Genomic DNA, 361 nt, shown 5'->3' on the forward strand with positions numbered 1-361 from the left:
ACCGAAGTCACGATTGACGAAGCTTGCGCTTCATTCATGTTTGTATTCCGTAGAATACGATTTTTGCCTCATCGTTCAGTTTTCAAAGTCCAATGTATTTCGTATGAAAATAATGGTCGGGAAGACAGGATTCGAACCTGCGACCCCTTGGTCCCAAACCAAGTGCTCTACCAAGCTGAGCTACTTCCCGAAAAGTGCACCCTGAGAGATTCGAACTCCCGACCCCTTGATTCGTAGTCAAGTACTCTATCCAGCTGAGCTAAGGGTGCATCATATGGTGCGGTCGAGAGGACTTGAACCTCCACGATGTTGCCACCACTAGGCCCTCAACCTAGCGCGTCTACCGATTCCGCCACGACCG

Annotated in this window: 2 tRNA genes; both read right to left on the reverse strand. The window is 49.9% G+C overall.

The annotated features are described in order from the left end of the window. Positions 1-113: 113 nt before the first annotated feature. Positions 114-190, reverse strand: a tRNA-Pro gene (locus tag KNQ15_RS16685). Between the two features lie 5 nt (positions 191-195). Next, positions 196-269: transfer RNA gene (locus KNQ15_RS16690), tRNA-Arg, on the reverse strand. Between the last annotated feature and the right edge of the window lie 92 nt (positions 270-361).

Source organism: Exiguobacterium sp. s168, assembly GCF_018619035.1.
GTDB classification, from domain to species: Bacteria; Bacillota; Bacilli; order Exiguobacteriales; family Exiguobacteriaceae; genus Exiguobacterium_A; species Exiguobacterium_A acetylicum.